The organism is Yeguia hominis (assembly GCF_014384705.1).
GTDB classification, from domain to species: Bacteria; Bacillota; Clostridia; order Oscillospirales; family Acutalibacteraceae; genus Yeguia; species Yeguia hominis.
Genome location: NZ_JACRSN010000017.1, coordinates 68,138 through 74,189 on the forward strand (window position 1 = coordinate 68,138; position 6,052 = coordinate 74,189).

A 6,052-nucleotide genomic window follows, 5' to 3' on the forward strand; every position below is an offset into this window, starting at 1 on the left:
GAATGAAAAGCAGCAGACCCTATGTGCAGCTTGACTCTGCGGTTATCGAACAGGCACGGCAAATGGACTTGCTCTCCTATCTCAGAGCTTATGAGCCGAACAATCTGGTGCGTGTCGGCGGCAGCGTTTACTGCACCAGAGAACACGACAGCTTAAAGATTTCCAATGGCAAATGGTATTGGTGGTCGAGAGGTATCGGCGGTGTTTCCGCCCTTGACTATCTTATCAAGGTCAAGGATTACGGATTTGTCGAAGCCGTCGAAGCGCTGACGGGCGGTGCGGTTGAATGGACACCGCCGCAAACGCCGAAAAAAGACGAGCCGAAAGTTCTGCTATTGCCGCCGAAAAACAAGGACTGTAACCGAGTAATGCAGTATCTTTTCAGGCGTGGTATAGATTATCAGCTCATACAGGAGTGCATTGCAGACGGCACGATTTACGAAAGCGCTGATTATCACAATGCCGTTTTTGTGGGCAAGGATAAAAGCGGAACGCCAAAGTATGCCGCTCTGCGCAGTACGCTCGGAAGCCCCTTTAAGCAGGACGCTTCGGGAAGTGACAAGCGATATTCGTTCCGACTGCTTGCAAAAGAGCCAATAAACACGGTGCATTTATTTGAAGCAGCCATTGATTTACTGTCCTATGCAACCTACCTTAAATGCGAGGGCAAGGACTATCGGACACAAAATCTGCTCTCTTTGTCGGGGGTATATCAGCCCAAAAAGGAGCTGCACGAGAGCAAAGTTCCCATTGCGCTGTCCACTTATCTCAAAGAAAATCCGCAAATCAAGACCGTTGTTCTGCATCTTGACAATGACAAAACAGGCAGGCTGTGTACTGCCGCCTTAACCGAATTACTGAAAAGGGACTATGAAATCGTTGATTCTCCGCCGCCTGTCGGCAAGGATGTCAACGATTTTTTAATGTCCTATCTGGGACTCTCAAGGCAAAAGCCCGTTCGTGAAGGGAGTGATGTCCGTTGATTGTGCAGCAGGTTTTCTGAAAAACACAGCCAAACCGACCCTAAATTTAAGAACGAAAGTGAGGAAATGACGATTGAAAAACTATGATGTGACCCTTACCGCCCACTATGAAAAGACCGTTTCCGTTTGCGCCGACAGCCCCGAACAGGCGGCGGAGAAAGTCAAAATCATTCTCTTTGATACCGACCTTATCGAGTTTTCCGATGAGGATTTTGTCTGCGGTGAAGCCGATATTACCGAGCATAGCGAGGACGGTCTTGACGATACCGATAAGGAAGAATTGTCCGAAGAAGATGATTGTTCGGACTGTCCGTACTTCTGCCCTGTGTGCGGAGAATGTCTGTATGCGGACGGGTGCGAAGAATGATATGTCTTACCAAGCACTGAATTTGGCTAACCAAATTCGCTTGTTAGGGGGCTGCCCCTAATACCCCGTGAAAACAGAAAGGAGTTTGAGAATGAATGAGTTTATATTTTTCATCATCGGCATAATGCTCGGCGGGCTGACGGGCGTTGCGATTATGTGCTGCTTGCAGATAAACCGTCTGTCCGAGAGAGAGGAAGTGAAAAATGCGAAAACGAAATGTGCAGATACTTTTCCGTCTGACTGAGGAAGAAGCCGAGCAGCTTAACGAGCTTGTGCGAAAATCGGGTCGATCAAAAGAAGCATTCCTCAGAGAAACGGTAAAGGGATACCGCCTGTGTGAGAAGCCCGACCCAGAGTTCTATAAAATGATGCGTGAGCTGTCGGCTATCGGCAACCGTATCAATCAGCTTGTGGTTAAAGCAAACGCCCTCGGTTTTATCGACGCACCGATGCTCCGAGAGGAAGCAAGGAAATGGCACGAGTTTCAAATCGAAATCCGAAAGAGGTATCTGCTGCCCCGCAAGGTATCTTAATGGCGGTCTGCGAGATATGGGATGTGCGTGGCAGGCTCGACCACCCGATTGACTACGCAGAAAATCCCGAAAAGACCGCCAACCCCAAATACACCGAAGCTGATTTACAGGCTATGGTCGATGTAATGGAGTACGCCACCAATAAGGATAAGACCGAGCAGCGTTTCTTTGTCACGGGCGTAAACTGCGACCCGACAACCGCCAGAGATGAAATGATGATTGCTAAAGCCCAATGGAACGATACAAGCAAGATTGTTTGTTATCACGGCTTCCAGAGCTTCAAGTCTGGCGAGGTCACGCCAGAGCAGGCGCACGAGGTCGGGGTCAGACTTGCCGAGAGAATGTGGGGCGACAGATTTCAAGTCATTGTTGCTACCCACCTCAACACCGAGTGTCTGCATAACCACTTTGTAGTAAACTCCGTTTCCTTTGTGGATGGCAAGCACTATCACGACAACAAAGCAAATTTGCGGCTGCTCCGTCAGCGCTCCGATGAGCTTTGCCGTGAGTATGCTCTGTCCGTTATTGAACACCCAAGCGGCAAGAAAAAGCCCTATGCTCTTTACCAAGCGGAAAAGCAAGGGCGACCCACAAGAGATAATGTCGCAAGGCAGGCGGTTGATGAAGCCATTGCACAGTCCTACACGCTGAAAGACTTTGACCGCATTATGGCGGAGATGGGCTACCGTGTGAGCTTTGACCCCAACCGCAAATATTGGACGATTATCGGAAAGGGCTGGCAAAGACCGAAGCGGCTCTATAAGCTCGGAGAGGATTATACCAACGACAGAATAACGGAGCGTATCAGCCAGAACTCTTATGCCGTAAGGTTTGACCGATTTACCGACACACCGAAGCAGGTCAAGGTCTATCGGGTCAAGGGGTCGCTTTCGGATATTAAGAAAATCGGCGGCTTGCGGGGACTGTATCTTCATTACTGCTACAAGCTCGGTATCCTGCCTAAGAACAAAAAACAGAATTACGCTCGGCTTCATTATCTGTTAAAGGACGACCTTATGAAAATGGAAGCCATAGCAAAAGAAACAAGGCTGCTTTGTCGGAATCACATTGATACGGCACAGCAGCTTTTGTCATACAAAGGCTCGTTGGAAACGGAAGTGTCCGCCTTGCTTGAAAAGCGCAAGGAGCTTTACTCCAAATCCCGTTCCGCAAAGGACGAGGACACCAAATCACAGGTCAAGGCAGAGCTATCCGATATTTCCAAACGCCTTAGTATTCTGCGAAAGGAGGTTAAACTTTGCGAGGGTATCGCCGCCCGTAGCGACACCCTTAAAGAAAAACTCGCAGCGATACGGGCAGATGAACAAGAACAGCAAAGAAAGGAGCTGACGAAAAATGAACACAGGCGGCGAAGCGGCAGAACAAATCGTCCGAATGAGCTTGGAGGGCTTTGAGGTCGCTGCAAAAATCACAGGCGCAGGAGCGAAAAATATCGCCATCCTGCTGTATTCCATTCTGAAAGAAGAAAAGAAAACCAAAGGCAAGGCACGGCTTTCCTCAATGCTTCGCTCTGGAAAAGAGCTGAAGGTCTTTACCGTGAAAAACGACGACCTCAAAACATTCACGCAGGAAGCCAAAAAATACGGCGTTCTTTATTGCGTCCTTGCAGACCGCAAGAATAACGACCCTAATGCAGAGGTAGATGTTATCGCCCGTGCGGAGGACGCATCGAAAATCAGCCGTATCGTGGAGCGCTTCAACCTTGCATCGGTGGACACCGCTTCTATCGTAACCGAAGCGGAGAAATCCAAAGACGAAAAGAACGGACAGCCAGAGCCAGAAATCACAACACCCGAAAAGGCAGAAAAGGACAAGCTGCTTGACGAGCTTATGGGTAAGCCTGTCGGCAAGGAGGAAAACGCCCCAAACCCCTCGGTGGCAAAGACCGAAAAATCCCCTCAGTCCGAGCCTATCTCAGAGAAGCAACGCAAATCCGCAGAGGGGGCTACTATGACTAAAGAGAAACCTTCCGTCAAAGAGGAACTGCGGAAAATCAAGGAGAGCCGCAAAGAACAGGAAGCGGACAAAGGCACTTCCGCCCTGGACAAAAGCGGAGCTTCCGACAGGGCTAAGAGTGCCAACGGCAAGACCGAACACAAACAGCCCCAGAGAAAAAGGAAACACAAAAAATCCAAAGAAGCGAGGTAAACAAGTATGAGTATCTATGATGTATTCAGCGGCGGCAGTAAACCGTTCGACAAAGAACAATGGGCTGCCCAGAAGCAGGCGCAGCGAAAAGAAGCCTATGAGCTGATTGACAACACCTGCTCCGAAATGATGAGCAGCGGCGACAGCTTCCGTCAGTATCTTGATGTGCAGGGACGGTTTGACCGCTATTCAGTAAACAATGCCATTCTGGTATCGGCACAGATGCCAGAAGCAACGCAGCTTAAAGAAAAAGCCGCTTGGAAGCAGAGCCGTGTCTATGTGAATAAGGACGCACAGAAAGTCGTTATCCTTGAGCCGAGCAAGGAGTACACCCGTGAGGACGGCTCTAAGGCGGTCGGCTACAACGCCAAAGAGGTCTATGACATTTCCGAAACCTCTGCAAAGGACAGACAGGAAGCACAGGAAAAGAAATCTATGCGTGAGCTTGTGTCGGCACTCATTGACGCAAGCCCCGTGCCTTTTGTACCTGTTGCAGACCTTGAAATGCCTGCCTACTACGACAGCGAACAGCAGAGTATTTTTATCCGCACGGGTCTTAACGAGGAACAGCTTTTCGTGAGTATGGCAAAGGAAGTGTCAGCGGCGGTTTTTGACTTTAAGCATAACGAAAGCCGAGAAGCGTCCGAGTTCAAATCCTACTGCGTGGCGTATATGGTAAGCTCCCGCTACGGCGTTGACACCAGAGGCTTTAATTTCTCCAGACTTCCGAAAGAGCTTGCGGAAACGGATACGCAGGCTTTCAAGGGAGAGCTTGGCTCTATGCGTGATGTTCTGGGTGAAATCCAGAGCGAAATGTATAAGAGTATGGAGAAAAACAAGCCTGCCAAAAGCAAGGAGCAGGAACGATAAACGGAGGTACAGCTTATGAGAGAAGAACGATACCATATTGCACTTGATAAGTACGATAAAAATATCGTTATCAATGCGCTTAACACCCTGCGTACACGGCAGTTACAGGAGGAACGCCCCACCGAGCCTGTTGACGAGCTGATTAGCAAGGTAGCACACGCCCCGACAAAGAAATTCAAGGTCGTGCATTGCAGGTGCAATGAGGAACGATAACGACAAAAAGACGAGCCTAATTCTTTCCGCCTGCGGCGTCATTCCTGTCGTGTGGCTTGCTCTGCTGACCGCCCCTTATGTGGGCGGCGGCATTGTAGAAATCATCCGAGGACTGACCGATGCTATGGGAAGTCCCTTTGCCATAACCGTATGTGAGGACAGCGTAAAGACTGTCCTTATTTTTTTAGCCGCATACGGTATGGCTATCGGCATTTATTTCTCCACACGCAGGAACTACCGCAGGCGTGAGGAACACGGCTCTGCAAAATGGGGCAACGCCGATGCGCTGAACAAAAAGTATCGGGATAAAGACCCGTCCGAGAACAAGCTGCTGACCCAGAATGTCCGCATTGGTCTGGACGGGAAAAAGCACCGCCGAAATCTCAATATCTTAGTCTGCGGCGGCTCTGGTGCAGGCAAAACACGCTTTTTCTGTAAGCCTAACGCTATGCAATGCAACACCTCTTTTGTGGTGCTTGACCCAAACGGAAAAGAAGTTTTAGGATATATATTGCAAGCAGTCCATTGAATATAGCTGCGAATAAAAAACGGAAAGGAGGTCAGAAAGTGCCTAAAATCAGGGATTTTGATAGAGTTACAGCCCTCTATGAAAGGCTGTCTAAGGATGATGAGCAGCAGGGCGAATCGAACTCGATACTAAATCAAAAGAGATTTCTCGAAGATTTTGCCCGTAAAAGCGGTATGAAAAATATCAAGCATTTTACCGATGACGGTTACACAGGGCGTAACTTCAACCGTCCCGGATTTCAGGCAATGCTTGCAGAAGCCGAAGCCGGGAAAATCGGCACGATTATCGTCAAGGATATGAGCCGTTTCGGCAGAAACTATCTTGAAGTTGGCTTTTATACCGAGATTCTGTTCCCCAAGAAGCAGATACGCTTTATCGCAATCAATAA

8 protein-coding genes and 1 pseudogene are annotated in these 6,052 nt (G+C 49.1%); all 9 read left to right on the plus strand.

Annotation, left to right across the window (positions count from 1 at the left end):
* The first annotated feature begins 2 nt into the window (after positions 1 to 2).
* On the plus strand, positions 3 to 983 hold the full coding sequence (locus IAG03_RS10875; protein ID WP_249320057.1) for a DUF3991 and TOPRIM domain-containing protein: 981 nt from the start codon (positions 3 to 5) through the stop codon (positions 981 to 983).
* Positions 984 to 1,056: 73 nt separating this feature from the next.
* Positions 1,057 to 1,350 carry a hypothetical protein gene (locus IAG03_RS10880; protein WP_249320058.1) on the plus strand — a complete coding sequence of 98 codons (294 nt, stop codon included), beginning with the start codon at positions 1,057 to 1,059 and terminating at the stop codon, positions 1,348 to 1,350.
* Between the two features lie 203 nt (positions 1,351 to 1,553).
* A complete protein-coding gene (locus IAG03_RS10890; RefSeq protein WP_249320059.1) occupies positions 1,554 to 1,883 on the plus strand; it encodes a plasmid mobilization protein in 330 nt (109 codons plus the stop codon).
* Positions 1,823 to 3,298 carry a relaxase/mobilization nuclease domain-containing protein gene (locus IAG03_RS10895; protein WP_430472457.1) on the plus strand — a complete coding sequence of 492 codons (1,476 nt, stop codon included), beginning with the start codon at positions 1,823 to 1,825 and terminating at the stop codon, positions 3,296 to 3,298. Before IAG03_RS10890 ends, IAG03_RS10895 begins: the two co-directional genes overlap by 61 nt.
* Positions 3,240 to 4,052, plus strand: a complete 813-nt coding sequence (locus IAG03_RS10900; protein ID WP_249320060.1) for a PcfB family protein — start codon at positions 3,240 to 3,242, stop codon at positions 4,050 to 4,052. The genes IAG03_RS10895 and IAG03_RS10900 overlap by 59 nt, the downstream gene beginning before the upstream one ends.
* Positions 4,053 to 4,058: 6 nt before the next feature.
* On the plus strand, positions 4,059 to 4,922 hold the full coding sequence (locus tag IAG03_RS10905) for a hypothetical protein (RefSeq protein WP_249320061.1): 864 nt from the start codon (positions 4,059 to 4,061) through the stop codon (positions 4,920 to 4,922).
* A gap of 15 nt (positions 4,923 to 4,937) precedes the next feature.
* Positions 4,938 to 5,135, plus strand: coding sequence for a hypothetical protein (locus IAG03_RS10910; protein WP_249320062.1), 198 nt, complete (start codon positions 4,938 to 4,940; stop codon positions 5,133 to 5,135).
* Positions 5,122 to 5,628, plus strand: a pseudogene (locus IAG03_RS10915) (type IV secretory system conjugative DNA transfer family protein); the annotation flags it as partial. The gene IAG03_RS10910 and the pseudogene IAG03_RS10915, both read left to right, overlap by 14 nt.
* 74 nt (positions 5,629 to 5,702) lie before the next feature.
* On the plus strand, positions 5,703 to 6,052 hold a 350-nt coding region (locus tag IAG03_RS10920), incomplete at its 3' end, for a recombinase family protein (RefSeq protein WP_346726136.1).